This window comes from Citrobacter portucalensis, from assembly GCF_023374935.1.
Taxonomy (GTDB): domain Bacteria; phylum Pseudomonadota; class Gammaproteobacteria; order Enterobacterales; family Enterobacteriaceae; genus Citrobacter; species Citrobacter portucalensis.
This window is the reverse complement of the sequence record NZ_CP092466.1, coordinates 642,584-668,010: the sequence shown is the minus strand read 5'-3', so window position 1 is coordinate 668,010 and position 25,427 is coordinate 642,584. Positions and strand designations below refer to the sequence as shown.

Annotated in this window: 19 protein-coding genes; 13 read left to right on the top strand and 6 right to left on the bottom strand. The window is 52.9% G+C overall.

Annotated elements, in window-relative coordinates; translation table 11 throughout:
* From dhaT to LY264_RS03215, 3 genes are read left to right on the top strand one after another with little or no spacing between them, the layout of a single operon-like run.
* A complete protein-coding gene (gene dhaT, locus LY264_RS03225) occupies positions 1–1,164 on the top strand; it encodes a 1,3-propanediol dehydrogenase (RefSeq protein WP_048225635.1) in 1,164 nt (387 codons plus the stop codon).
* Between the two features lie 16 nt (positions 1,165–1,180).
* Complete coding sequence (locus tag LY264_RS03220; RefSeq protein WP_048225637.1) at positions 1,181–1,534, top strand: glycerol dehydratase reactivase beta/small subunit family protein; 354 nt, start codon at positions 1,181–1,183, stop codon at positions 1,532–1,534.
* Entirely contained in the window at positions 1,535–2,065 is a 531-nt protein-coding gene (locus tag LY264_RS03215) for a cob(I)yrinic acid a,c-diamide adenosyltransferase (protein WP_008785856.1), read from the top strand. It begins immediately after the preceding gene.
* Here LY264_RS03215 and dhaR read toward each other — a convergent pair.
* Positions 2,043–3,968: a dihydroxyacetone kinase operon transcriptional regulator DhaR gene (gene dhaR / locus LY264_RS03210; protein WP_048225640.1), complete on the bottom strand. Its 1,926-nt coding sequence runs from the start codon at positions 3,966–3,968 to the stop codon at positions 2,043–2,045. The genes LY264_RS03215 and dhaR overlap by 23 nt on opposite strands.
* A gap of 91 nt (positions 3,969–4,059) precedes the next feature.
* Positions 4,060–5,157, bottom strand: a complete 1,098-nt coding sequence (locus LY264_RS03205) for a glycerol dehydrogenase (protein WP_048225641.1) — start codon at positions 5,155–5,157, stop codon at positions 4,060–4,062.
* A 561-nt stretch (positions 5,158–5,718) separates the two neighbouring features.
* Here LY264_RS03205 and LY264_RS03200 point away from each other — a divergent pair.
* Positions 5,719–7,377 (top strand): glycerone kinase, encoded by a 1,659-nt coding sequence (locus LY264_RS03200; protein ID WP_048225645.1) that lies wholly within the window; start codon positions 5,719–5,721, stop codon positions 7,375–7,377.
* A 524-nt stretch (positions 7,378–7,901) separates the two neighbouring features.
* Here the strand turns inward: LY264_RS03200 and cfa are convergent.
* Positions 7,902–9,056: a cyclopropane fatty acyl phospholipid synthase gene (gene cfa, locus LY264_RS03195; protein WP_048225647.1), complete on the bottom strand. Its 1,155-nt coding sequence runs from the start codon at positions 9,054–9,056 to the stop codon at positions 7,902–7,904.
* A gap of 67 nt (positions 9,057–9,123) precedes the next feature.
* On the opposite strand from cfa, the gene LY264_RS03190 reads away from it, so the two are divergent.
* Positions 9,124–9,972 carry a helix-turn-helix domain-containing protein gene (locus tag LY264_RS03190; protein ID WP_020996343.1) on the top strand — a complete coding sequence of 283 codons (849 nt, stop codon included), beginning with the start codon at positions 9,124–9,126 and terminating at the stop codon, positions 9,970–9,972.
* On the opposite strand, the gene LY264_RS03185 is transcribed toward LY264_RS03190, so the two are convergent.
* A complete protein-coding gene (locus LY264_RS03185) occupies positions 9,973–10,746 on the bottom strand; it encodes a siderophore-interacting protein (protein WP_048225649.1) in 774 nt (257 codons plus the stop codon). It lies immediately after the preceding gene.
* A 235-nt stretch (positions 10,747–10,981) separates the two neighbouring features.
* On the opposite strand from LY264_RS03185, the gene LY264_RS03180 reads away from it, so the two are divergent.
* The gene (locus LY264_RS03180) at positions 10,982–11,662 is read left to right on the top strand and encodes a PadR family transcriptional regulator (RefSeq protein WP_165612482.1); all 681 of its coding nucleotides are present in this window, start codon (positions 10,982–10,984) and stop codon (positions 11,660–11,662) included.
* 53 nt (positions 11,663–11,715) lie between these two features.
* On the opposite strand, the gene LY264_RS03175 is transcribed toward LY264_RS03180, so the two are convergent.
* Entirely contained in the window at positions 11,716–13,236 is a 1,521-nt protein-coding gene (locus LY264_RS03175; protein WP_071692234.1) for a methyl-accepting chemotaxis protein, read from the bottom strand.
* Positions 13,237–13,666: 430 nt separating this feature from the next.
* On the opposite strand from LY264_RS03175, the gene ygjG reads away from it, so the two are divergent.
* The gene (ygjG, locus tag LY264_RS03170; RefSeq protein WP_168978909.1) at positions 13,667–15,046 is read left to right on the top strand and encodes a putrescine aminotransferase; all 1,380 of its coding nucleotides are present in this window, start codon (positions 13,667–13,669) and stop codon (positions 15,044–15,046) included.
* A 77-nt stretch (positions 15,047–15,123) separates the two neighbouring features.
* On the opposite strand, the gene LY264_RS03165 is transcribed toward ygjG, so the two are convergent.
* Positions 15,124–15,456 (bottom strand): tRNA-binding protein, encoded by a 333-nt coding sequence (locus LY264_RS03165; protein WP_048225654.1) that lies wholly within the window; start codon positions 15,454–15,456, stop codon positions 15,124–15,126.
* 209 nt (positions 15,457–15,665) lie between these two features.
* Here LY264_RS03165 and ebgR point away from each other — a divergent pair, with 209 nt between their 5' ends.
* From ebgR to ygjK, 6 genes are all read left to right on the top strand, one after another.
* Positions 15,666–16,649 (top strand): transcriptional regulator EbgR, encoded by a 984-nt coding sequence (gene ebgR / locus LY264_RS03160; RefSeq protein WP_032945068.1) that lies wholly within the window; start codon positions 15,666–15,668, stop codon positions 16,647–16,649.
* Between the two features lie 207 nt (positions 16,650–16,856).
* On the top strand, positions 16,857–19,949 hold the full coding sequence (ebgA, locus tag LY264_RS03155) for a beta-galactosidase subunit alpha (protein WP_048225656.1): 3,093 nt from the start codon (positions 16,857–16,859) through the stop codon (positions 19,947–19,949).
* A complete protein-coding gene (locus tag LY264_RS03150) occupies positions 19,946–20,395 on the top strand; it encodes a beta-galactosidase subunit beta (protein ID WP_048225658.1) in 450 nt (149 codons plus the stop codon). The genes ebgA and LY264_RS03150 overlap by 4 nt, the downstream gene beginning before the upstream one ends.
* 65 nt (positions 20,396–20,460) lie before the next feature.
* Entirely contained in the window at positions 20,461–21,894 is a 1,434-nt protein-coding gene (locus tag LY264_RS03145; RefSeq protein ID WP_003828538.1) for an amino acid permease, read from the top strand.
* Between the two features lie 82 nt (positions 21,895–21,976).
* Positions 21,977–23,038 carry a protein YgjJ gene (gene ygjJ / locus LY264_RS03140; protein ID WP_032945071.1) on the top strand — a complete coding sequence of 354 codons (1,062 nt, stop codon included), beginning with the start codon at positions 21,977–21,979 and terminating at the stop codon, positions 23,036–23,038.
* 16 nt (positions 23,039–23,054) lie between these two features.
* Positions 23,055–25,406: an alpha-glucosidase gene (gene ygjK / locus LY264_RS03135; protein WP_048225659.1), complete on the top strand. Its 2,352-nt coding sequence runs from the start codon at positions 23,055–23,057 to the stop codon at positions 25,404–25,406.
* Positions 25,407–25,427 lie beyond the last annotated feature (21 nt).

Below are 25,427 nucleotides of genomic sequence, written 5' to 3'. Positions count from 1 at the left end.
ATGAGCTATCGTATGTTTGATTACCTGGTGCCAAATGTGAACTTCTTTGGCCCCAATGCTATTTCCGTTGTCGGCGAACGCTGCAAACTGTTAGGCGGTAAAAAAGCGCTGCTGGTTACTGATAAAGGTCTGCGGGCTATTAAAGACGGTGCGGTAGATAAAACCCTCGCCCATTTACGTGAAGCGGGCATTGACGTGGTGGTTTTTGACGGCGTTGAGCCAAATCCCAAAGACACCAACGTGCGCGATGGTCTGGAGGTCTTTCGCAAAGAGCATTGCGATATCATCGTTACCGTTGGCGGCGGTAGCCCGCATGACTGCGGTAAAGGCATCGGTATCGCGGCAACTCACGAAGGCGATCTCTACAGCTATGCCGGGATTGAAACCCTGACCAACCCGCTGCCGCCTATCGTTGCGGTGAATACCACTGCCGGTACCGCCAGCGAAGTCACCCGCCACTGCGTGCTGACCAATACCAAAACCAAAGTGAAGTTTGTGATTGTCAGCTGGCGTAACCTGCCGTCGGTCTCAATTAACGATCCGCTGCTGATGCTCGGCAAACCCGCTCCGCTGACCGCCGCGACTGGTATGGACGCCCTGACCCACGCCATAGAAGCCTATATTTCCAAAGATGCCAACCCGGTCACCGACGCCGCCGCTATTCAGGCTATTCGCCTGATCGCACGCAACTTGCGTCAGGCCGTAGCGCTGGGCAGCAACCTGAAAGCTCGCGAGAACATGGCCTACGCCTCTCTGTTGGCGGGTATGGCTTTCAACAACGCCAACCTCGGCTACGTTCACGCAATGGCGCATCAGCTTGGCGGTCTGTACGACATGCCACACGGCGTGGCGAATGCCGTTCTGCTCCCGCACGTGGCGCGCTATAACCTGATCGCTAACCCGGAGAAATTTGCCGATATCGCAGAATTTATGGGCGAAAACACTGACGGACTTTCCACCATGGATGCCGCCGAACTGGCCATTCACGCCATTGCCCGTCTCTCCGCTGACATCGGCATTCCGCAGCATTTGCGCGAGCTGGGCGTCAAAGAAGCCGATTTCCCGTATATGGCTGAAATGGCGCTGAAAGACGGCAATGCCTTCTCCAACCCGCGTAAAGGGAACGAGAAAGAGATTGCCGAGATCTTCCGTCAGGCATTCTGATCAATAAGGGGGCGCAATGTCACTTTCATCACCGGGCGTACATCTGTTTTATCACTCACGCTGGCAGGATACGCGCGTGCTTGATGAGCTGTGCTGGGGGCTGGAAGAGCAAGGCGTCCCTTGCCGGGCAATCTGTTGCGACGAGCATGACTGCGCGCTGGCATTGAGCAAACTTGCGGCCAAAAGCTCAACGCTACGTGTCGGTCTGGGTCTTAACGCCACGGGTGATATTGCTTTAACCCACGCCCAGTTGCCCGAAGATCGGGCGCTGATCCGTGGGCATATCCGCGCCGGAGCAGCCCAGCTTCGCGTCCTCGGCGCCAATGCCGGTCAACTGGTTAAAGTACTTCCCTTCAGCGAGATAAAATAAATGTACCGCATCTACACCCGAACTGGCGATAAAGGCACGACCGCGCTGTTTGGCGGCAGCCGTATCGACAAAGACGACATCCGCGTTGAGGCCTATGGCACGGTGGATGAACTGATTTCCCAGCTTGGCGTCTGCTATGCCAGCACGCACCAGGCTGAACTACGCCAGGATCTGCACGCCATGCAGAAGATGCTGTTTGTACTGGGTGCGGAACTCGCCAGCGATGAGAAAGGACTCGCGCGCTTACAACAGCGTATTGGCGATGAGGATATTCAGGCGCTGGAGCAGCTTATTGACCGCAATATGGCGCAAAGCGGTCCGCTCAAAGAGTTTGTTATTCCGGGGAAAAATCTGCCATCGGCACAGCTACACGTTGCGCGAACCCTAACCCGCCGACTGGAGCGGATCCTTATCGCGATGAGCAGAACGCTGACGTTACGCGATGAACCCAGACGCTATATCAACCGACTGTCAGACGCGCTGTTCTCGATGGCGAGAATTGAAGAAACTAGTCCAGATGCTTGCGCTTAAACTGGCTGGCATCAATGTCGTATTGCTTCATCTTGCGCCACAAGGTAGTGCGACCAATGTTCAGCAGTTGCGACATCTCCTGTACGCGTCCGCTGGTGACGCGAGCAGCATGGATAATCGCCTCTTTTTCGATAGCGGTAAAGGTCAGACTGGCTGGAAGCAGTGAAGACGCCGTCTCCAGACCAGGACGTTCGGCAAACAGATAATCCGGTAGATTGCTCAGCCGAATATGGCCGTTATCACTGCTGATGGCGATGTTTTCGATAATGCTGTTCAGCTCAAAGTCATTGCCCGGCCACGAATAGGCCACCAGCTGTGCCAGCGCGTCGTCGTCGATCTTCAAACTGGATGAAAAGCGTTTTTTCAGGCTATTCAGCCGCGTATAAATCAGCGAGGGAATACTGTTACGCCGCGCCCGCAGCGGGGGGATCACTATCTCAAAAGAGTGCAGCGCGTAATACAGCTGACGGCTAAAGCGGTTTTGCTCCACCAGATTGGCGAGATCAACCGTGGTGGTGGCGATCACTTTGACATCCACCGGAATCAACCGACGGGCATCCAGGCGGGTTAATACCCCCTGCTTGATCACCTGTAACAGCGCGGATTGCAGCTCCGGCGCCAGATATTCAATTTTTTCCAGAAACAGCGTGCCGCCGTTCGCCAGTTCAAGACGGCTCAGCCGACCGTTTTCATCGTCGGTGGGCGCACTGCCCATAAAATCCTGCCCCAGCACGCTGTTGGCATACAGCTGACAGTTCACGGCGATATACGGCCCGCTGGCGCGCTCGCTTTCGTTGTGAATGGCCTGGCTCAGCAGTTCCTTACCAACGCCCTCTTCTCCGCACAGCAGGATCGGGAAACTCCCCCTCGCTGCCTGGCGACCAAAATGGATCAAGCGGCGGGTTTCCGGATCGTCAGTCGACATCTGCTCAAAGGTGTGGCTCACCTTGCCAAGCTGGCTGGTCATCAGCTGGCGCATTTGCTCCACCGGATGCAGCAGCAGGATAAAGCTGTTGCCCTGCTCCTCAACAATCGGTTTCAGGGTGATGACCGCATCAACAAACTGATGCTGGCTTTCAAAGGTAACTTCGACGTGATTCAGGCCGCGGGCATGTTTGATCGCCCGGCGCAGCAGCATGGGGAGATTGAGCAGATCGTGAATATTTTTTCCCTGGCTGGCCTGCGCATCGAGATGCAAAAGCAGTGCCGCACGCGCATTGAGAAACTGCAATACGCCCTGTTCGTTCCAGGCCATCACACCATCATCCATACTCTCCAGCAGCCCGTACATCTGGTTCAGATGGCGGTTGGATTCAGCCAGCAGGCTGTCGGTCAGCAAAGAGTTGCCGACTTCTCTGGCAATCGCCAGCGTCAGGGATAAATCAGAAACGCACTCATGCTCCACCAGACAACACAGCGAGATGGAGCCGAACAGTCGACCATGGTTATCGAAGACCGGCGTCGAGCAGAACGACCACGGATGCAGCGCCTGTTTAAAATGCTGTTCACCAGAAGTTTTTGTCGGCTGGCCCGGCATCGTCGCCAGCGACAGCGCACAACTGCCAATGATGCTTTCCGCACAGTAGCTGCCGTCGCGAAACCCAAGCTCCGCCAGCTGTTCCACCGTCTGTGGATCACCGCAACGGCTGAGAATACAGGCTGATTCATCCAGAATCAGCAGCGCGCACGGACGGCCGTCCATAAACTCCCAGGCATCTTCCAGCGCAGCCTGAGCAATCGTCAGCAACGCCGTCTTGCGACGACAAATCGACTCAAAGGTCAGCCCCTGCGCCTGATGCGGCGCCTGCCAGGTTTCCCGCTGCATAAACTTGCTGCAACGATGCCATGACTGGGCAATGACTGAAGAGACTTCCTTCCCGATGCTATGCGTGTGCGCCGTCATATCCCTTTCCGCTGTTTAACCATAGACAACCCCTCCGGCAGAGACTGTCAGAGGGGGAGAAGATGCCGGATAAAAACCTACCGACGACTGATTAACGCGCCAGCCACTGCTGTCCCAGCAGGTCTGCCGTCAAAATAGCGGCATGTACGCTTTCAGGCGTTACCGGGAACGGCATATTGTGGATGGTTTCACCTTCTGCACAGGTCGCTTTTGCCACCGCCATGATCTTGCCGTCAACGTCTTCTTTCACGCCCATTTCCGCTAACGTTACCGGCAGGCCTACTTTCTGACAGAAATTCAGCACGGTTTCGATCTCTTCCATCGGGCTGTTTTGCAGCACCAGTTGCGCCAGCGTACCAAAGGCGACTTTTTCACCGTGGTACAAATGGTGGCACTCTTCCAGAATCGTAAAGCCGTTGTGGATCGCATGCGCCCCTGCCAGACCGCTGCTTTCAAAACCGATGCCGCTGAGGTAAGTATTAGCTTCGACAATACGCTCCAGCGCATCGGTCACCACGCCGGCCTGCGCGGCAAAGCGTGCCTTCTCGCCTTCCGCCAGCAGGGTATCATAGCACAAGCGCGCCAGGCTCAGCGCCGCCACGGTGGACTGTCCGCCCGCCATGCTGGTCGCTCTGGCGTCATAACAGGCTTTCGCTTCAAACCAGGTCGAGAGCGCATCGCCCATCCCGGCCACCAGCAGACGTACCGGCGCTTTGGCAATGATTGCAGTGTCCATTACCACCATATCCGGGTTTTTCGGGTAGATAAGATACTCTTCAAACTCACCGGCTTCGGTATAGATAACGGACAGCGCGCTGGTTGGCGCATCGGTAGACGCGATAGTCGGGATCACCACCACCGGCAACTTCTGGTAGTAGCCAATCGCTTTGGCGGTATCCAGCGTTTTCCCACCACCAATCCCAACCACGCCGCGGCAACCGTGCTGTTTCAAAATGGCAATCAGGCGATTAATTTCAACATGGCTACATTCACCGTTAAAGCGTTCCGCATGGCAGCTAATGTCATGACTGTGCAGGCCGTTTAGTACCCTCTCTCCCGCCAGCTTCATCACGAAGTCATCCGCAATCACGAAAAAGCTGTCCGCCAGATTTTTAGCGTATTGACCAAACAAGGTGGAAGCGTCAGGACCCTGGAGATATTTGGCTGGAGATTGAATAACTTTTAGCATTCCTTTCATCCTCAAATAAGTACATGTTTTTACATGGTGAGCCCTGGCGTTAACCTGTTTAGCCTGATGCTGACGGCGAAAACGGGAGGTACCGGAGCGATGCAATAACTGTATGGCGAGGCGTGCACAAAAAGATCTTTCGTCTTTTTGTTCTGATATGAAACAGATAAAAACAACACATGTTTCATATTGGAACGCTTAACCATAAAAAATATAAGGTTTGCGATCCCGATCCGTTCATTTACCACCAAATCTCCGGCACAGACGAATCTCACTTTCTCTTTTACCCACTCACTTGCCAAAATACCGGTAAAAAAAAGCTGACAGTGCAGTGTGACCTGCATTCATCGCGAGAGGAAAAAGTCGAGCAAGCTCGCATTGTGGTCGTTCCCCGTTCTTTTCTGTTTCATTTCGGAACAAAAAACAATAACAACGTTCCGTAATGAAACTCATTTTAACGTTGTTTTTTTCCACGCTGACTTCGCCAGAATCTCTCTATCGCCTCCGCACCATGACCATACTTCCGGGGGTTTGTCTTACACTCAACCTCAAGGAGCCGTTATGTCTCAATTCTTTTTTAATCAACGCACCCATCTCGTGAGCGACGTCATCGACGGTACGATTATCGCCAGCCCGTGGAATAACCTGGCGCGTCTGGAAAGCGATCCGGCTATTCGCATCGTGGTCCGCCGTGACCTTAACAAAAATAACGTGGCGGTCATTTCCGGCGGCGGTTCAGGGCACGAACCCGCGCACGTTGGGTTTATCGGTAAAGGTATGCTAACGGCCGCGGTCTGTGGCGACGTGTTCGCTTCCCCGAGCGTAGATGCGGTACTGACCGCCATTCAGGCGGTAACCGGTGAGGCGGGCTGTTTGTTGATCGTGAAAAATTACACCGGTGACCGTCTTAATTTCGGTCTTGCCGCCGAGAAAGCCCGTCGCCTTGGTTACAACGTTGAAATGCTGATTGTCGGCGATGACATCTCCCTGCCGGATAACAAACACCCGCGCGGCATTGCGGGAACCATCCTGGTGCATAAAATCGCGGGCTATTTTGCCGAACGCGACTACAATCTCGCCACCGTCCTGCGTGAAGCGCAATACGCGGCCAATAACACCTTCAGTCTGGGTGTTGCGCTTTCCAGCTGTCATTTGCCGCAAGAAACCGACGCCGCCCCGCGTCATCATCCGGGCCACGCGGAGCTGGGTATGGGCATTCACGGCGAACCAGGCGCCTCGGTCATCGACACCCAGAACAGTGCGCAGGTGGTGAACCTGATGGTGGATAAACTGCTGGCCGCCCTGCCTGAAACCGGCCGTCTGGCGGTGATGATTAACAATCTTGGCGGCGTTTCTGTTGCCGAAATGGCCATCATTACCCGCGAACTGGCCAGCAGCCCGCTGCATCCGCGTATCGACTGGCTGATTGGCCCGGCCTCGTTGGTTACCGCGCTGGATATGAAAGGCTTTTCACTGACGGCCATCGTGCTGGAAGAGAGCATCGAAAAAGCGCTGCTCACAGAGGTGGAAACCAGTAACTGGCCGACGCCGGTCCCACCGCGTGAAATCAGCTGTGTACCGTCATCTCAGCGTAGCGCACGCGTGGAATTCCAGCCTTCGGCGAACGCCCTGGTGGCCGGGATTGTGGAACTTGTCACCACAACCCTTTCCGATCTGGAGACCCATCTTAATGCGCTTGATGCCAAAGTCGGCGATGGCGATACCGGTTCAACCTTTGCCGCAGGCGCGCGCGAAATTGCCGGTCTGTTGCATCGTCAGCAGTTGCCGCTGGATAATCTTGCCACGCTGTTTGCGCTGATTGGCGAACGTCTGACCGTGGTAATGGGCGGTTCCAGCGGTGTGCTGATGTCTATTTTCTTTACTGCCGCAGGGCAGAAACTGGAACAGGGAGCTAACGTTGCCGAAGCCCTGAATACGGGACTGGCGCAGATGAAGTTTTACGGCGGCGCAGACGAAGGCGATCGCACCATGATTGATGCGCTGCAACCGGCTCTGACTTCGCTGCTCACGCAGCCGCAAAATCTGCAGGCCGCCTTCGACGCCGCGCAAGCGGGAGCCGAACGAACCTGTTTGTCGAGCAAAGCCAATGCGGGTCGCGCATCGTATCTGAGCAGCGAAAGCCTGCTCGGAAATATGGACCCCGGCGCGCACGCCGTCGCGATGGTATTTAAAGCGCTGGCAGAGAGTGAATTGAGCTAAGCCATAAATGCCTGATGCGCTTCGCTTATCAGGCCTACGAGTACAAACCTTTGTAGGCCGGATAAGACGTTTACGCCGCCATCCGGCGAAGATATGCCTGATGCGCTGCGCTTATCAGACCTACGAGTACAAACCTATGTAGGCCGGATAAGGCGCTTGCGCCGCCATCCGGCAAAGATACGCCTGATGCGCTTCGCTTATCAGGCCTACGAGTACAAACCTATGTAGGCCGGATAAGGCGTTTACGCCGCCATCCGGCGAAGATATGCCTGATGCGCTGCGCTTATCAGGCCTACGAGTGCAAACTTTTGTAGGCCGGATAAGGCGCTTGCGCCGCCATCCGGCGAAGATACGCCTGATGCGCTGCGCTTATCAGGCCTACGAGTGCAAACTTTTGTAGGCCGGATAAGGCGCTTGCGCCGCCATCCAGCGAAGAAGTGCCTGATGCGCTGCGCTTATCAAGCCTACGAGTACAAAACCTATGTAGGCCGGATAAGGCGTTTACGCCGCCATCCGGCAGTGCGTTAACGATAAACGCGGATCCCGCCCTCTACACCGCGGCTAAACAGCACCTGCCAAAGCTCAATATCTCTGGCGCGGAAAGCCCCGGCGCAGGCGCATAAATAGTAATTAAACATTCTTCTGAAGGTGGCGGAATAACGTGATGACAGCTCCGGCCAGGCCTGATTAAAGCGCTCATGCCAGGCCATCAGCGTTTTATCGTAATCGCTGCCAAAGTTATGCCAGTCCTCCATCACAAACCGTGATTCGCTGGCCTCGGCAATATGGGAAATCGACGGTAAGCAACCGTTCGGGAAAATGTATTTATTGATCCACGGATCGACGCTCATCCCTTTTTTATTGCTGCCAATGGTATGCAGCAGGAACAGTCCGTCCGGTTTTAAACAACGGTCAGCGATGCTGAAATAGGTGTCGTAGTTTTTCGGCCCGACGTGTTCAAACATCCCCACGGACACAATGCGATCGTAGTGTTTATCAAGATCGCGATAATCCTGCAGCAGAATGTTAACGTCCAGCCCTTCACAGCGCTGCTGCGCCATTTTCTGCTGCTCTTTGGAAATGGTAACGCCTTCTACCGCCACGCCATAATGACGCGCCGCATATTCTGCCAACCCGCCCCATCCACAACCGATATCGAGTAAACGCATACCCGGCTTAAGCTGCAGCTTCTCGCAGATCATTTTTAATTTGGCATTTTGCGCTTCGTCTAATGTGGTCGCGTCTTTCCAGTAACCGCAGGAATATTGCATATGCGGATCAAGCATCAGCGCAAAGAGATCGTTACCAATATCATAATGTTCTTTACCGACGATCCATGCACGGCTACGTGACTGCAAATTAAACAGGCGTGCGCTGGCAATGCGTAAAATATCTTTCAGATTACCTGGCATCTGCTGGTCGAGTTTTGCTTTCAGGATTTTGCAGAACAGAATATCGAGCCGTTCGCAGTCCCACCAGCCTTCCATATAGCTTTCGCCAAGCCCTAACGAGCCTTGTTGCAATACCCGTTTAAAGAAACCGGTATGATGAAGTTGAATGTCCCAGGCGCGCGAGCCATTAATTCTGATATCCGCTTGCGAAAGCAGCTCTTTTCCCATTCGGGTCCAGTTATCATTTGTTTCATTGACGATGACAGCATCTGAACAAAGCGAGTTCATGGTATTTACCAAAAGTGGACTAAAAATTATTACGCAAGATTATTATGGAAAAAAGAGTGTATGTATTATGATCCGCGGACAAGATCTATCGAACAGCGGACACACCATCGGGAGCATTGACGATTCATTTATGGAAACTCTCGCGCAAAAACAGTGGAACTCCTTCCCGGATAACTCCATGACCGAACTGCCGCAGGACGTATTCTTTCGCTCTTATGTCCTGGAAGCCAACCACCATGTACCGCAGCATTCACACTCTTTTATGCAGTTTCATTTCGCCCGCAAAGGCAGCATGCGCATTGATGTTGCCGGTAAGTGCTGGATAATCCCGGCGCATTATGGCATCTGGATCCCAAATAATACGGAGCATGCGGTTTGGGCATTAGATGATGTATATTTAGAAAATCTGGATATTAAACCGGGTTTTCTTGAAGAGAGCATCAATGAATGCAAAGTAGTGGCTATCAGTGATTTCGCCAGAGAGTTTATTCATTACGCCACGAATTCAATTTCAGGCCATTATGATAGTCAGTCAAAAGAGGGCAAGCTGGTTAGTGTGCTGGTCGATATTATTCTGCAACTCCCGGAAGTCGCTTTTGTATTACCCTGGCCGCAGGATCGCGAATTAACCAAAGTCTGCCGAACAATACAAGAATCCCCCGCACTGGAGCATTCGGTTGAATACTGGGCGCAGCATTTGGGTATGTCTGCCCGTACCTTTTCACGTCATTTCAAAAAAGAAACCGGATTGCCCTTCAGCGTCTGGAAGCAAAAAATGCGAATACTTGAATCGGTATTAATGCTGAAGAAAAATAAAAGCGTAACCGCCGTGGCACTCGACGTTGGGTATTCAAGTACCGCGGCATTTAGCTACGCATTCCGCCAGGCGTTTGGCGTTCCGCCCTCTAATTACTGATTAACGGCGTTGATGCCAGTAAGCCGCTGCACGAACCCGTTGCTGATCGAACGCCTCGGTTTCAAAACGAGCACTCAGGTTTTTGACCACCTTTCCTTCGCCAGTGATCCAGATGAAATAATCGTCTGTGGGCATGCTTAGCCGCGATAAGTGTTCATTCACCGCCTGCTCGTTATGGCCGATAAACCACTGAAGAGTAAATCCGTCGAGATGGGCAAAATAGTCCTGGTAGGCTGCATCCTGCACGCTAACCAGCGCCGTGACGTTCGGACGTACCACCAAACGGCTGAGCGACTCCAGGCGTCGGCGCAACGCGGGCATTCCCGACTCATCACACACGTAAACCTGATACGCATAATCCTCTGGCACCACCAAAGAACCGCGCGGCCCGCCGATCGTCAGCTTGTCACCCTCACGGGCATTCATCGCCCACGTACTTGCCACGCCGCCGTCATGAATATAGAAATCCAGTGCCAGCTCATGGCGCGCTTCGTCATACAACGGCGTGTAGTCACGGGAGAGCGGACGTACACCATCCGCCCAGACAATGCCTTCATCGGTGACGACAGGGGGTACAAAGTTACTGCCCGGTTCAGGGAAAAAGACCTTGGTATGGTCGTCAAAGCCGCGTGAGCTAAAACCGTCCAGCGCGTCACCGCCAAGTACAATACGCTGAAAGCCCGCGCTAATACGCTCTACGCGCAGGACAGTAAGTTCTCGAAAACGCAGTTCATTGCGAACGCGCTGTGGGTAGCGTGAGATGTTTTTTGTCATTTTTTCGCCTTGTGAAGATAATACGATATATCTAAATTGATTTTTTAAATGATAATGATTGCTAATCAAAAATATTGCAAGCACTTTTTGATATAGTTAAATTATGATTACCCGGCTATCGCACTCATATAAAAACAGTTAATAATCATCACGTTATACAGAATATAATTTGTAGACTTGCAAACTGATAATTTTTAGATATAAATTAGATATATCTAAATAACATCAGGAGACGATGATGCAAAACCATCATGAAGGTTGCTGTAAGCACACAGAGCACCAACACGAAGGCTGCTGCAAGGGTGAAGGACATCACCATGAAGGCCGTCACAACGAGCACCATGCAGGTTGCTGCAAAGGTGAAGAACATCGCCATGAAGGTTGTAACAAAGAACATCACCACGAGCAGGGTTGCGGACATCGCCACGGTCGTGGTGGCGGCGGTGGTCGTCGTCAGCGGTTCTTTGGCCACGGCGAATTACGCCTGGTGATTCTGGATATCTTGACCCGCGACGCCAGCCACGGCTACGAACTGATTAAAGCGATTGAAACCCTGACTCAGGGTAACTACACCCCAAGCCCGGGCGTTATCTATCCAACGCTGGATTTCTTGCAGGATCAGGCACTGATCACCGTCAGCGACGAGGAAGGTGGGCGTAAACAGATTGCGATCACGACCCAGGGCCAGCAGTGGCTGGATGAGAACCGTGAACATCTGGAACATATCCACGAACGTATTAAAGCCCGCTGCGTGGGTTTTGAATTACGCAAAAATCCACAGATGAAACGCGCGCTGGAAAACTTCAAAGCCGTGCTGGATCTACGGGTCAATCATGGTGATACCAGCGATGCGCAGATCAAAAAAATCATCGGTATTATCGATCGCGCTGCGCTGGATATTACTCAGCTGGATTAATCTGCACAGCAGGCGGAACCCGTATGCCCGACGTTCCGCCTGTATTTTTAGTATTAATGCAGCACCGTAACCGCATCTTCCAGACGACCCGCGCGATGCTTCACCATCGCGGAAATCTGCGCACTCTCTTCAACCAGTTCGGCGTTTTTCTGTGTAATGTTGCTCAGCTCATTCACCGCGCGGGTCAGGCTGGAAAGACCGTCTGATTGTTCCAGCGTGGAGTGGCTGATTTGGGCGATCAGTTGAGTGACGTTTTGCACCTGCGCCACAATATCGTCCATCGTGCGTCCTGCGGCGTGAACCTGGTCAGATCCGGACTGCACCTTGTCAGCGCTGGCATCAATCAGCTTGCGAATATCATTGGCTGCACTGGCGCTACGGCTAGCAAGATGACGTACTTCTCCCGCCACCACGGCGAACCCTTTCCCCTGCTCGCCCGCCCGCGCGGCTTCAACAGCAGCATTCAAAGCCAGAATGTTGGTCTGGAAGGCAATATCGTTAATCAGCGTCGTAATGGTGCCGATCCGCTGGGTGCTGTTGGCGATATCGTCCATGGTTTTGATGACGGTATCCATCGCCTCACCGCCGTGCGTTGCCGCGCTGCTGGCGGCAATAGAGAGCTTATCGGCCGCGGCGGCGGTCTCTGAGTTTTGTTTCACCGATGCCGCCATCTGATTCATGGTGGTCACCGTTTCCTGCACGTTCTCGACAGTCTGCTGCGTATGCTTGTTTAAATCGTCGCTGCCTTTCGCCAGCGTTTCGCTGTCGCTGCGCACGCAACTCACCTGGCTGGAGACGTCATGAATGAGCCAGCGACACATTAACCCAAGCTGGCCCACTGCTCGTAGCATCAGGCCCAGTTCATCACTACGGTTAAGATGCGACACGCTGTTCCGCTCACCGGTCGCCACTTTCAGCGCCTGACGGGTGACATTCTCAATAGGACGCACAATTTGCCATTCGAAAATAGCCGTTCCCAGCACCATCACCAACGCGCTCATCAGCAGTAACGGCCATTCGGCGCCCATTTGCTGCAATGCGACCGCTAGCAGGACAAACATGAATGCCATCACGCTGCGCACCCGCCAGCGAATCGGCATCGCCGGCAGTTTACCCAGCCAGCCTTTGCGTACCACCAGCCCTTTATGAATACGCCGGTTGCAACGTCCTTCGTTCAGCGCTTTATATAAAGGCTCTACCGCCGCAATTTCCCCGTCAGTTGCCCGGGTACGAATCGACATATACCCGGTCACGCGTCCTTCCCGCACCATCGGCACCGCATTGGCCCTCACCCAGTAGTGATCGCCATTCTTACGCCGGTTTTTCACAATCCCGCTCCATGGCTCGCCCTGCTTCAGGGTGTACCACATATCCGCAAACGCCGCTTTTGGCATGTCCGGATGACGAACCTGATTGTGCGGCTTATCGAGCAATTCATTCAGCTGATAGCCACTGACCTGGACAAATGTATCGTTCGCATGGGTGATATAGCTTTGTAAATCGGTGGTAGACATGAGGGTGATATCATCATCCAGCGGTGTATTTTGCTGACTAACGTAGGGATGAGAAGACATGATTGCGTCCTGTGCAGGTTATCTGGTTGTTAACTCTTTCGGCTTATGTTATTTCGGCGATAATTTTTTTATCTTTAGTTGTTAAATTTGATTTAGATCGCAATTTGCGATTAAACCTCAAAATCTGTACGCATTCTAATCCATTGATTTAAAATACTTTCATCTAGTAACTATTCAACGTCACTTCTACCAGCGCACCGTCACAGTGCAAATATTGCCCATTTTTAGCGCAAATTTGCGTTTATTCGATCTGTTTTCAGGCTTCTGACCTGGGCAAAATGCCAGCAAATGTTAAAGCATGGCATTAAATGTTGCGCAAATAAGATATTTCCTGGTGTTTATCCCGATTTTTGCTAAGCGCGCCGGAATGGCGCAATCCCTGCAATACTTAAATCAGTATCATGTGATACGCGAGCTCCGGGAGCATATTTTGAACAGGTTACCTTCCAGCGCATCGGCCCTGGCCTGCAGCGCACACGCACTGAATCTCATTGAAAAGCGCACGCTTGATCATGAGGAAATGAAATCATTGAACAAAGAGGTGATTGAGTACTTCAAGGAGCATGTCAATCCGGGGTTCTTAGAGTATCGAAAATCTGTAACTGCAGGCGGGGATTACGGAGCCGTAGAGTGGCAAGCGGGAAGCCTGAATACGCTTGTCGACACCCAGGGGCAGGAGTTCGTCGATTGCCTGGGCGGTTTTGGAATTTTCAACGTGGGGCACCGTAATCCAGTCGTGGTTTCCGCCGTACAGAATCAACTCGCGAAACAACCTCTGCACAGCCAGGAGTTACTTGACCCTCTGCGGGCCATGCTGGCAAAAACCCTCGCCGCACTGGCGCCCGGTAAACTGAAATACAGTTTTTTCTGTAACAGCGGGACCGAGTCGGTTGAAGCCGCCTTGAAGCTGGCGAAAGCATATCAATCGCCGCGCGGTAAATTTACGTTTATTGCCACCAGCGGCGCATTCCACGGTAAATCACTGGGCGCGCTGTCCGCTACGGCTAAATCCACCTTCCGTAAACCTTTTATGCCGCTGCTGCCGGGCTTCCGTCATGTGCCGTTTGGCGATATTAACGCAATGCGCACCATGCTCAGCGAGTGTAAAAAGACCGGTGACGATGTCGCAGCTGTGATCCTCGAGCCGATCCAGGGTGAAGGAGGGGTGATCCTGCCGCAGCAAGGTTATTTGACTGCCGTTCGTAAACTTTGCGATGAGTTTGGCGCGCTGATGATCCTTGACGAAGTGCAAACCGGCATGGGGCGTACCGGCAAGATGTTCGCCTGCGAACACGAAAACGTGCAACCCGACATTATGTGTCTGGCCAAAGCGTTGGGCGGCGGTGTGATGCCCATTGGCGCGACCATTGCCACCGAAGAGGTGTTCTCCGTCCTGTTCGACAATCCTTTCCTGCATACCACCACGTTTGGCGGTAACCCGCTCGCTTGTGCGGCGGCGCTGGCCACCATTAACGTCCTGCTGGAGCAAAATTTACCGGCTCAGGCGGAGCAGAAAGGCGATATGTTGCTGGATGGTTTCCGTCAGCTTGCGCGGGAATACCCGGACCTGGTACATGATGTTCGCGGCAAGGGCATGCTGATGGCGATTGAGTTTGTCGATAATGAAATCGGCTACAACTTTGCCAGTGAGATGTTCCGCCAGCGGGTGTTGGTTGCCGGCACGCTTAACAATGCAAAGACGATCCGCATCGAACCGCCATTGACGTTAACGATCGAGCAATGCGATCTGGTATTGCGATCGACACGCAAAGCCCTGGCAGCATTACGGGTGAGCGTGGAGCAAATGTAACAACCTTACCCGGCCTATAAAAGACACTCTTTTGTAGGCCGGATAAGGCGCAGCCGCCATCCGGCAATTAGCCTAACTTAAACAATCCGCACACCAGCAGGCATAGGGCGTTCTGGCGTCAACAGTACGCTTTCGCTGCCATCGTCGGTTTCCGCACACAGCAGCATGCACTCTGATGTCTCACCGCGCATTTTGGCCTTTTGCAGATTACACAGCACCACCACCGTTTTGCCCATCAACTCCTCTTCACTGTAGTAAGGCACCAGGCTGGTTACGGTTTGCAGCGTACGCTCTCCCACATCTACCTGTACGATATACAGCTTATCGGCATTGTCATGGCGCTTTACCTGTGCGATTTTTCCAACACGTATTTCCATTCGGGCAAAATCAGCAAATGCGACGGTATCCATTGTTTTCTCCTTTGGTAAAATTTTACTAAATACTAGCAAAATATTTTCCGGGCATTGTTCTCAAAAGCGGGAAAATGACGTACTCATCACACTCTGAAAGCCCAGTTTTACCCCGAGCATGTCAATTAATCATGCTTTTTTTACTGAAAACAGATGAATAGATAAGCACTTCATTTACAATGCGCAGGTAACTCAGGGAAAAGGCAAACATGGCAACACTTAAAGACATCGCAATCGAAGCTGGCGTGTCCCTGGCGACAGTGTCCCGGGTTTTAAACGATGACCCCACGCTGAATGTAAAAGAAGAGACTAAGCATCGCATTCTGGAGATCGCGGAAAAGCTGGAGTACAAAACCAGCAGCGCCCGAAAGAACCAGACCAGCGCGCTCGGCCCCCAGCATATTCTGGCGCTCTACAGCTATCAGCAAGATTTGGAAATCAACGATCCTTACTACCTCGCGATCCGCCATGGGATTGAAACCCAGTGTGAGAAACTCGGGATCGAACTGACCAACTGCTATGAGCACAGTGGGCTGCCGGAGAGCAAACACATTACCGGCATTCTTATTGTCGGCAAGCCTTCTCCCGCTCTGCGCGAGGCGGCAACAGCGCTTACCGACAACATCTGCTTTATCGATTTCCATGAATCCGGCAGCGAATATGACGCCGTCGATATCGATCTGGCCCGCATCAGCAAAGAGAGCATCGACTTCTTCATTGCCCAGGGCGTCACCCGCATTGGTTTCATTGGCGGCGAAGACCAGCCAGGCAAGGCCGATATCCGCGAAGCCGCGTTTGTCGAATACGGTCGCCTGCAGCAGGTCGTTTCTGAACAGGACATCTATCGCGGCGGTTTTTCCAGTTCATCAGGCTATGAACTGGCTAAAGAAATGCTGGCGAAACCCGACTATCCCAGCGCCCTGTTTGTGGCTTCAGACTCGATTGCCATTGGCGTTCTGCGCGCCATCCACGAGCGTGGTCTGAATATTCCGCAGGATATTTCGCTGATTAGCGTTAATGATATCCCAACGGCGCGTTTCACCTTTCCTCCGCTTTCCACCGTTCGCATTCATTCGGAAATGATGGGCAGTCAGGGCGTCAACCTGCTGTTCGAAAAAGCCCGTGACGGGCGTGCGCTTCCCCTGCTGGTTTTTGTTCCCAGCAAGCTGAAACTGCGCGGCACCACCCGCTAAAATCCCCCGCTAACCCGCCCGGTTTCTTCTGATGCCGGGCGCGCATTGTCATGCATTCTTTTCCGCGTCCGAATTATTTTCGTGATCCAGTTAAAGTAAATCACCTCACTCGCTATATTTTAGTAAAACTTTTACTAAAATCACCATCAATCACACTTACTCACCATTAAAATGAATGGTTCCGATTTTTCTCCACCGGGAGGCCTTATGAATCGCTGGGAAAACATTCAGCTCACCCACGAAAATCGACTGGCGCCACGCGCATATTTTTTCTCTTATGACTCCGTTGCGCAGGCTCGCTCGTTTGCCCGCGAAACCAGCAGCCTCTTTCAGTTGCTAAGCGGTCAGTGGAATTTTCAGTTCTTTGAGCATCCGCTACAGGTGCCGGAAGCCTTTACGTCGCAATTTATGAACGACTGGGGCAGCATCACCGTCCCCGGCATGTGGCAGATGGAAGGACACGGTAAGCTGCAGTATACCGACGAAGGTTTTCCTTTCCCGATTGATGTTCCCTACGTTCCGACCAATAACCCCACCGGGGCCTATCAGCGCATTTTCACCCTCAGCGAAGGCTGGCAGGGCAAACAGACGCTGATTAAGTTTGATGGCGTAGAAACCTACTTCGAAATTTACGTGAATGGTCAGTACGTTGGCTTCAGTAAAGGCAGCCGCCTGACGGCCGAATTTGATATCAGCGCGGTGGTGAAGACCGGTGATAACCTGCTGTGCGTTCGCGTAATGCAATGGGCTGATTCCACCTACGTTGAAGACCAGGATATGTGGTGGTCGGCGGGAATTTTCCGCGACGTCTATCTGGTCGGCAAACAGGCGACCCACATTCAGGATTTTACCGTTCGCACCGAGTTCGATGATGACTATCGCGACGCCACCCTCTCCTGCGACATTGCGCTGGAAAACCTGGCCTCTACGCCAGCGATAGCGTCGCTCGAATACACCTTGTTTGACGGTGAGAAGGCGCTGCATAGCGATGTGATTAACGCCCTAAAAGTGGATAAACAAACGCAGACCGCTTTTCATTTCAAGGTTAGCGCGCCGCAGCAGTGGTCGGCGGAATCGCCGTATCTCTACCATCTGGTGATGACGCTGAAAGATGCCAGCGGCAACATCCTTGAGGTCGTGCCACAGCGCGTTGGATTCCGCGATATTAAAGTTCGCGACGGTCTGTTTTACATCAATAACCGCTACGTGATGCTGCATGGCGTTAACCGCCACGATAACGATCATCTTAAGGGCCGCGCGGTCGGTATGGATCGCGTTGAAAAAGATCTGCTGTTAATGAAGCAGCACAACATTAACTCCGTACGCACCGCCCATTACCCGAACGATCCGCGCTTCTATGAATTGTGCGATATCTACGGCCTGTTCGTGATGGCCGAAACAGACGTTGAATCTCACGGCTTCGCCAATATCGGCGATATCAGTCGGATCACCGACGATCCACTGTGGGAAAATGTCTACGTTGAGCGCATCGTGCGCCACGTCCATGCGCAGAAAAACCACCCTTCGATCATCATCTGGTCGCTCGGTAACGAATCCGGATACGGCTGTAACATCCGCGCCATGTATCACGCTGCGAAAGCGCTGGATGACACGCGTCTGATCCATTACGAAGAAGATCGTGACGCTGAAGTGGTGGATATCATCTCCACCATGTACACCCGCGTGCCGCTGATGAATGAGTTTGGTGAGTATCCGCATCCTAAACCGCGCATCATCTGTGAATATGCTCACGCCATGGGCAACGGTCCCGGCGGGCTAACGGAATATCAGAACGTCTTCTATCAGCATGATTGCATTCAGGGGCACTATGTCTGGGAGTGGTGCGATCACGGGATTCAGGCTAAAGATGACGACGGCAACGTCTGGTACAACTATGGCGGCGACTACGGCGACTATCCGAACAACTACAACTTCTGCCTTGATGGCCTGATTTATTCCGATCAAACCCCAGGACCGGGACTGAAAGAGTACAAGCAGGTAATTGCGCCGGTGAAAGTGCGCGCACAGGATCTGGCCCGCGGCGAGCTACGGGTAGAAAACAAACTCTGGTTCACCACGCTTGACGACTACACCTTGCATATTGAGGTTCGCGCCGAAGGAGATACGCTCTCTGTTCAGCAGATAAAACTGCGCGACGTTCCTCCCAACAGCGACGCGCTGCTGCAATGCGCACTGCCGGAGCTGGATGCGCGCGAAGCGTTCCTTAACGTCACCGTGACGAAAGATTCCCGCACGTCATACAGCGAAGCCGGGCATCACATCGCGACTTATCAGTTCCCGCTGAAGGCCAGAACGGCGGCTGCCGTACCGTTTAGCCTGCAAAACGCCAACCCTCTGACACTGGAAGACAGCCGGCAGAGCTGCACCGTTCGCGGTTATAACTTCCATCTGACCTTCTCAAAGCTGACCGGTAAACCGATCGCCTGGAACGTCAATGGCGAAGAGCTGATTACCCGCGAGCCGAAGATTAATTTCTTCAAACCGACCATTGATAACCACAAGCAAGAGTTCGAAGGCCTCTGGCAGCCGAATCATTTACAGATTATGCAGGAGCATCTGCGCGAGTTTACCCTTGAGCAAACCGATGATGCGCTGCTGATAACCAGCCAGACCATTATCGCCCCGCCGGTATTCGATTTCGGTATGCGCTGCACCTATCGCTGGCGTATTGCCGCGGACGGTCAGCTGAATGTGGAACTTTCTGGCCAGCCTTACGGCGAGTACCGGGACATTATTCCGTGCATCGGTTTCACGATGGGTATCAACGGTGATTTGGGCCAGGTGGCGTATTACGGACGTGGTCCAGGTGAAAACTATGCCGATAGCCAGCAGGCCAACATCATCGACATCTGGCGCAGCAGCGTGGATGATATGTTCGAAAATTATCCTTTCCCGCAAAACAACGGCAATCGTCAGGACGTGCGCTGGGCAACGCTAACCAACCGCCACGGCAACGGTCTGCTGGTGGTTCCGCAGCGCCCTGTCAACCTGAGCGCCTGGCGCTATACGCCAGAAAATATCTTTGCCGCACAACACTGCAACGCGCTACAGCGTAGCGATGACATCACCCTGAATCTGGACCACCAGTTGCTGGGCTTAGGTTCCAACTCGTGGGGAAGTGAAGTACTCGATTCCTGGCGCGTCTGGTTTACGTCATTCAGCTACGGCTTCACGTTGTTGCCGGTTTCCGGCAGCGAATCTGGCGCTCAAACCACCGCAAACCGCGCCTTTGGCACCGGGTTCTTTTCCACGAATATGCACAGCGAGAATACAAAATGAGGATCATCGACAACTTAGAGCAGTTCCAGCAACGCTATGCTTCAGGTCGGAAATGGCAACGCTGCGTCGAGGCTATTGAAAATATTGACAATATTCAGCCAAGCGTCGCCCACTCTATCGGTGATTCCCTGAGCTACCGCGTGGAGACAGACTCCGCGACCGATGCGCTGTTTACCGGTCATCGTCGTTATTTTGAGATCCATTACTACCTGCAAGGGCAGCAAAAAATAGAGTATGCCGCCAAAGAGGATCTCCAGGTGGTTGAATATTATCGCGATGAAACCGATCGCGAATATCTGAAAGGTTGTGGAAAAACCGTCGAAGTGCACGAAGGACAAATGGTTATTTGTGACAACCATGAAGCCTATCGTTTTATTTGTAATAACGCAGTGAAAAAAGTCGTACTCAAAGTCACCATCGAAGATGGTTATTTTCATAATAAATAAAAACACAGGCGGCGCCGACGTTGCGCCGCCAGTACCCTATAATAATCAGGAATCGGAGATGTGCTATGTCTGATACCAAACGTAATACCATCGGCAAGTTCGGCTTACTTTCACTCACCTTTGCCGCGGTTTATAGTTTTAATAACGTAATCAACAATAATATTGAGCTTGGTCTGGCATCCGCACCGATGTTTTTCCTCGCGACGATTTTCTACTTTATTCCGTTTTGCTTAATCATCGCCGAATTTGTTTCGCTGAATAAAAACTCCGAAGCCGGTGTCTACGCATGGGTAAAAAGTTCGCTGGGTGGACGTTGGGCATTTATTACTGCCTACACCTACTGGTTCGTTAACCTGTTCTTTTTTACCTCGCTTTTGCCCCGCGTTATTGCCTACGCCTCATATGCTTTTTTAGGCTACGAATACATTCTGACGCCGTTCGCAACCACCGTGTTAAGTATGGTGCTGTTTGCCTTCTCCACCTGGGTTTCGACCAATGGTGCAAAAATGTTAGGGCCGATTACCTCGGTCACCTCCACGTTGATGCTGCTGCTGACGCTGTCCTATATTTTACTGGCAGGTACGGCGCTGGTTGGCGGCGTACAGCCTGCTGACCCTATCACCGTAGACGCAATGATCCCGAATTTTAACTGGGCCTTCCTCGGTATCACCACCTGGATTTTTATGGCGGCAGGCGGCGCGGAGTCGGTGGCGGTGTACGTCAACGACGTCAAGGGCGGCTCCAAATCGTTCGTGAAGGTCATTATCATTGCCGGAATTTTTATCGGCGTGCTCTATTCCATCTCCTCGGTGTTGATTAACGTCTTCGTCAGCAGCAAAGAGCTGAAGTTTACCGGTGGATCGGTGCAGGTATTCCACGGCCTGGCGGCATATTTCGGCCTGCCGGAGCTGGTCGTTAACCGCTTTGTCGGCCTGGTCTCCTTTACCGCGATGTTCGGCTCCCTGCTGATGTGGACCGCAACGCCGGTGAAGATCTTCTTCTCTGAAATTCCGGCGGGTATTTTCGGTAAAAAAACCGTCGAACTGAATGAAAACGGCGTCCCGGCCCGTGCAGCATGGATCCAGTTCCTGATCGTTATCCCGCTGATGATTATCCCGACGCTCGGCTCCAATACCGTGCAGGATTTAATGAACACTATCATCAACATGACCGCCGCCGCCTCGATGCTGCCGCCGCTGTTTATTATGCTGGCTTACCTGAATCTGCGTGCAAAACTGGACCACTTACCGCGCGACTTCCGTATGGGTTCGCAAAAAACCGGCATTGTTGTAGTGTCGATGCTGATCGTTCTTTTCACCATCGGATTTATTGCCTCTACCTTCCCGACCGGCGGTAACATCATGACCATTATTTTCTATAACGTCGGTGGGATTGTTATTTTCCTCGGTTTTGCCTGGTGGAAATACAGTAAATATATCAAAGGGCTAACCAAAGAAGAAAAAGCTATTGAGGCAGCCCCTGCTTCAGACATCAATTAATGACTAAAACATAATAACAATAAACAATATTCGCCAAGGCTATAACAATAAAAATTAAATTTTATTTGCTTAGGATCGAAGCATGAAAAATATTAGCCATTGTTGCAGGGCAATTATTGCCCTGCCCTTTTTCTGCGTCTCCTCTCTGGGTGCAGAAGAAGTTCGCCCTGCAGAACACGACGACACGAAAACGCCAGAAATATCTTCCCCCTCATTTCGCTTTTATGGCGAATTGGGCATGGGGGGATATATGGATTTAGAAGGACAAGACAAACATAAATACAGTGATGGTACCTATATAGAAGGTGGCCTGGAGATAAAACACGGCTCTTGGTTTGGTCTGATCTACGGCGAGGGCTGGACCGTGCAGGCCGACCATCAGGGCAATGCCTGGGTTCCTGACCATAGCTGGGGCGGATTCGAGGGCGGGATCAACCGCTTTTACGGCGGTTATCGTACCAATGACGGAACGGAGCTGATGCTCAGCCTGCGCCAGGACTCTTCGCTGGATGACCTGCAATGGTGGGGGGATTTCACTCCAGACCTGGGCTACGTTATTCCCAACACCCGTGACATCATGACTGCCATTAAGGTGCAAAACCTGACCGGTCCTTTGCGCTACAGCGTGACAGCAACGCCCGCCGGACACCACGACGAGAGCAAAGCCTGGCTGCACTTTGGTAAATACGATCGCTACGACGATAAATATACCTATCCGGCCATGATGAACGGCTATATCCAGTACGACCTGACTGAAGGCGTAACCTGGATGAACGGCCTGGAGATCACAGATGGTACCGGACAGCTGTTCCTGACCGGCATCCTTTCGCCCAACTTCGCCGCCCGCGCCTGGCACCACACGGGCCGCGCCGACGGGCTGGATGTGTCTGGCACCGAAACCGGCTATATGGTCAGCGCAATGTATGAAGCGCTAAAAGGCGTTTACCTCTCCACTGCTTATAGCTACGCCAAACACCGACCGGATCGCGCCGAGGACGAAACCACTTCCTTTATGCAGTTCGGTATCTGGTATGAATACGGCGGCGGCCGTTTCGCTACCGCCTTCGACAGTCGGTTCTATATGCAGAATGCATCCGGCGACCCGAGCGACCAAATCTTCCTGATGCAATATTTCTATTGGTAACAAGGACCGGAATACCATGAACATGAAACCTATTCTCACGCCGCTGGCCTGTATTCTGCTGATGAACTTTTCCGCACATGCCGCCAGTGCTAACGACTTTAAAAACATCATTAATCGCACCGGTGCGCCGGGCTACATGCATGACTACGATCACGACGACCACCAGCGCTTTAATCCATTTTTCGATCTCGGCGCCTGGCACGGTCATTTGCTCCCGGACGGCCCTGCAACGATGGGCGGCTTTCCAGGCGTGGCTTTGCTGACCGAAGAATACATCAATTTTATGGCCAATAATTTTGACCGTCTGACGGTGTACCAGCACGGTAAAAAGGTCGATTTCGCGCTTGAGGCCTACAGCATTCCCGGCGCGCTGGTGCAAAAGCTGTCATCTAAGCATGTGCAAATAGAGATGACGCTGCGTTTTGCCAGCCCGCGCACCTCGCTGCTGGAAACCAAAATCACCAGCAACACGCCGCTGGATCTGGTGTGGGACGGCGAGCTGCTGGAGAAACTGGAAGCCAAAGAGGGAAAAGCGCTGTCGGATAAAACCATTGATAGCGAATTCCCTGGCTATCAGCGCAAAATCACCGCCACGCACGACGGTCTGAAAGTCACCTTCGGCAAAGTGCGCTCAACCTGGGATCTGCTCACCTCCGGTGAGTCGGAGTATCAGGTGCATAAATCCGTCTCCATGAAAACCACGGTTAACGGTCATCGCTTTACGGGGAAGGCCCATATCAGTGGTTCGACAACCATTTACACCACCTGGTCTCATCTGCTTACCGCCGAGGATGTGGCGAAAGAGCAGCCGCAGATCCGCGATATTCTGGCGCGCCCGGCCTGGTATCTTGCTGCATCACAAAAGCGCTGGGCAGATTATCTGCAAAAAGGCTTAACCAACCCGGATGCCACAACGGAACAAACCCGGGTCGCGGTAAAAGCTATTGAAACGCTGAACGGCAACTGGCGCTCGCCAGGCGGTGCGGTAAAACACAATACCGTGACGCCATCGGTCACCGGCCGCTGGTTCTCCGGCAACCAAACCTGGCCGTGGGACACCTGGAAGCAGGCCTTCGCCTTGGCGCACTTTAACCCGGATATCGCCAAAGAGAACATTCGCGCCGTCTTTTCATGGCAGGTTAAACCTGGCGATCCGGTTCGTGCGCAGGATGCCGGATTCCTTCCCGACCTGATTGCCTGGAATCTCAGCCCGGAACGCGGCGGCGACGGCGGTAACTGGAACGAGCGCAACACCAAACCCAGCCTGGCGGCCTGGTCGGTGATGGAGGTTTACAACGTCACCAAAGACAAGGCCTGGCTCGAAGAGATGTATCCAAAGCTGGTTGCGTATCACGACTGGTGGCTGCGTAACCGCGATCATAACGGCAACGGCGTGCCGGAATACGGCGCTACCCGCGATAAAGCCCACAATACTGACCGCGGCGAAATGTTGTTTACGGTGAAAAAAGGCGACAAGGAAGAAACGCTCTCCGGGCTTAACAACTACGCCACTGTGATCGATAAGGGTCAGTATGACAGCCTGGAGATCCCAGCGCAGGTTGCCGCCTCGTGGGAGTCCGGTCGTGACGATGCGGCTGTATTCGGTTTTATCGATAAAGATCAACTGGATAAATACGTCGCGGGTGGTGGAAAACGCAGCGACTGGGTGGTGAAATTTGCCGAAAATCGCAGTAAAGACGGTAATTTGCTGGGTTACTCGCTGTTGCAGGAGTCAGTCGATCAGGCCAGCTACATGTACAGCGACAACCATTATCTGGCGCAGATGGCAACCCTGCTCGGCAAACACCAAGAGGCGCAACGCTATCGCCAGTTGGCGCAAAAACTCGCAGATTACATCAACACCTGCATGTTCGACCCGACAACAAAATTCTATTATGACGTTCGTATTGAGGACCAACCGCTGGCAAACGGCTGTGCGGGTAAACCGATCGTCGAACGTGGCAAAGGGCCGGAAGGCTGGTCGCCGCTGTTTAACGGCGCAGCAACGCAGCCCCATGCGGACGCGGTGGTTAAGGTGATGCTCGACCCCAAAGAGTTCAACACCTTTGTCCCGCTTGGCACAGCAGCGCTGACCAACCCGGCTTTCGGCGCGGATATCTACTGGCGCGGGCGCGTCTGGGTGGATCAGTTCTGGTTCGGGCTAAAAGGGATGGAGCGTTACGGCTATCGCGATGACGCGTTAAAACTGGCGGATACCTTCTTCAGCCACGCCAAAGGCCTCACCGCTGACGGTCCGATTCAGGAAAACTATAACCCATTGACCGGCGCACAGCAGGGCGCACCGAACTTCTCCTGGAGCGCGGCGCATCTCTATATGCTGTATAACGATTTTCTTAAAAAACAGTAATCTGTGACATAACGCCGGATG